The organism is Nonomuraea sp. NPDC001684 (genome assembly GCF_053596515.1).
The window spans coordinates 1-2281 of sequence record NZ_JBSFGJ010000791.1 but is presented as its reverse complement, the minus strand read 5'-3'; the positions used below and the strand labels follow the sequence as shown (position 1 = coordinate 2281).

Below are 2281 nucleotides of genomic sequence, written 5' to 3'. Positions count from 1 at the left end.
AGAACCTGCGCGCGGCCCGCGAGAAGCTGAGGGCCATCGCCGACGCCTTCGAGCAGATGGGCGGCCATCACCACCATCACCGGGGCGGCGGCGGGCCGGGCGAGCGCAGGCAACGCGGCCGGCGCGGCGGGCCGGGCGGACCGTTCCCGTTCGACTTCGGCCGCGGCGGCCCCTTCGGCCCGGGCGGGCCCTGGGGGGGGCACCACGGCTGGGGCGGCGGCCGGGGCCGCAAGGCCAAGCGGGGCGACGTCCGCGCCGCGATCCTGGCCCTGCTGGCCGAGGAGCCGCGCAACGGCTACCAGATCATCCAGGAGATCGCCGAGCGCAGCGAGGGCGGCTGGAAGCCCAGCCCCGGCGCCGTCTACCCGGCGTTGCAGCAGCTCACCGACGAGGGCCTGGTGATCGCCGAGGAGAACGAGGGCCGCAAGACCTTCCGCCTCACCGACGAGGGCCGCGCCTACATCGACGCGCACGCCGACGAGGTCCGCGCCCCCTGGGACGAGATGCGTCCGGACATCGACGACAACACCGCCGATCTCTGGCACATCGCCCGACAGTCGGCATTCGCCATGATGCAGGTTCTTCAGACCGGAAACGACGCACAAATCCGCGAAGCGCGTAAGACTCTGGTTGAGACCCGGCGCAAGCTCTACCAGATCCTGGCCGACGGCGAACCGGGCGAGGAGTAACCAGGTGACCGGCTCCGCAGCGACAGGCCGGTTCGGGGAGAGCGAGGAACCAGACATGGACCACAACGATCTCCGCATCGGCGACGCCGAGCGCGAGCAGACGATGGCGGCCCTGCGCGAGCACTTCGCCCAGGGCCGCCTGACCCACGAAGAGCTCGACGAACGCCTCGACCGGGCGCTGGCCTCCAAGACGGTCCGCGACCTGTCCCAGGTGACGGCCGACCTGCCCGGCTCGTCCCCCTCCTACGCCCACCCTCAGCAGATGCCCCAGTTCGACCGGGACGCCTGGCGCCAGGCGATGAGGGCGCACCGCCACCAGATGCAGACCATGCGCCACGCGCAGGCCGGCCGTCCCTGGCACGACCATTCCCGCCGTCACTGGCGCGGCCACCGCGGTCCCGGCCTCCTGCCGCTCCTGATCGTCTTCGGGGTGCTGGGGCTGGTCTTCGGGTTCGGCCTCTTCAAGATCCTGCTGGCGGTCTTCCTGGTGGCCACCGTGTTCAACCTGGTGCACCGCCGCTTTCACTACCGCGGGTGACCTTCGCGTCCCTTCGTGACGTTGGGCCTTGACCAGAATCAACTGACATTTCATGATCTGGCGGGCGGATCTCACCGAACGAAGGGGCGTCGTATGACCGAGCCGGGTTCCGTGGTGGCCGTCACGAATCCGTTCGCCGCGGTGGGCGGCGCCGACGCGCTCGTCCTGGACGCGCCCGGCTACCTGGCGGCCTTCGAGCGCGACCACGCGGACTGCGTCGTCCCCCTGTGGAAGCTGGAGCGCGCCCAGAGCTTCTACGAGCCGGACGTGGCGAGCTGGCGGGCCATGATGGACGGCGACTGGGCCGGCTCCCTCTCCCTGGCCGAGCAGATGGCGCCGCTGGTGGCCGGTTACTTCCGCCACCGGATGCCGGTGAGCCGGGTGCGCGTGGTGGAGTTCCCCGTCAGCGCGTACCTGCAGTGGGAGATGCATCTGCTGGACATGCGGGCCAGGGCGGGCTCCCCCTGCCGGGTGGTGCCCGCGGCGCGCGTGGCCGCCCTCGAACCGGTGCCCGAGCTGGTGATCTTCTCCCCCGTCCTGATGTACGAGGTCCTCTACGACGAGTACGGCGGCGGCCGGGGCGGCCGGCGCATCACCGATCCCGGCGTGATCGGCCCCTGCCTGCGGGCGGTCCAGGAACTGTTCGCCGAGGGCGAGGACGTGCGCGACTTCCACCGGCGGGAGATCGTGCCGCTGCCGCCGCCGTCGGTCACCGACGAGATGCGGGCCGCGGTGCCCCCGTACGCCCACCGGACGGAGGAGTTCCGGGTCTGAGCGCGCCCGAAGTTCCGGCCCGCGGCTGGAACGGGCCACGACGCATCTCCTGACACTTTGGTTTACCCGGACATCAGGGAAATTTCGCAAATTTCGTGACACGGGGGTTGCGGTCCCACCAGAATGCGGTGCGATCCAGCGTCCATCGCAACTGGAGGAAGCCCCCATGCGCAGACCCCTAGGGGCAATGCCGGGAAGTTAAGACGGCTGGCGGTCGAGTCAAGGTGTTCGGCCGAACCTGGGACATGAGAACGGAGATCCAGTAGAACGGGTGATCTTC

At 70.3% G+C, this 2281-nt stretch carries 3 protein-coding genes; all 3 read left to right on the top strand.

Annotated elements, in window-relative coordinates; translation table 11 throughout:
- Positions 1-5 precede the first annotated feature (5 nt).
- The 3 genes from ACWCSD_RS51780 to ACWCSD_RS51770 all read left to right on the top strand — a co-directional run bounded on the left by ACWCSD_RS51780 (position 6) and on the right by ACWCSD_RS51770 (position 2001).
- The gene (locus tag ACWCSD_RS51780; protein ID WP_449927133.1) at positions 6-689 is read left to right on the top strand and encodes a PadR family transcriptional regulator; all 684 of its coding nucleotides are present in this window, start codon (positions 6-8) and stop codon (positions 687-689) included.
- 55 nt (positions 690-744) lie between these two features.
- A complete protein-coding gene (locus tag ACWCSD_RS51775) occupies positions 745-1227 on the top strand; it encodes a DUF1707 SHOCT-like domain-containing protein (RefSeq protein ID WP_358284683.1) in 483 nt (160 codons plus the stop codon).
- 93 nt (positions 1228-1320) lie between these two features.
- Complete coding sequence (locus ACWCSD_RS51770; RefSeq protein ID WP_352359210.1) at positions 1321-2001, top strand: DUF6879 family protein; 681 nt, start codon at positions 1321-1323, stop codon at positions 1999-2001.
- The last annotated feature ends 280 nt before the right edge of the window (positions 2002-2281 follow it).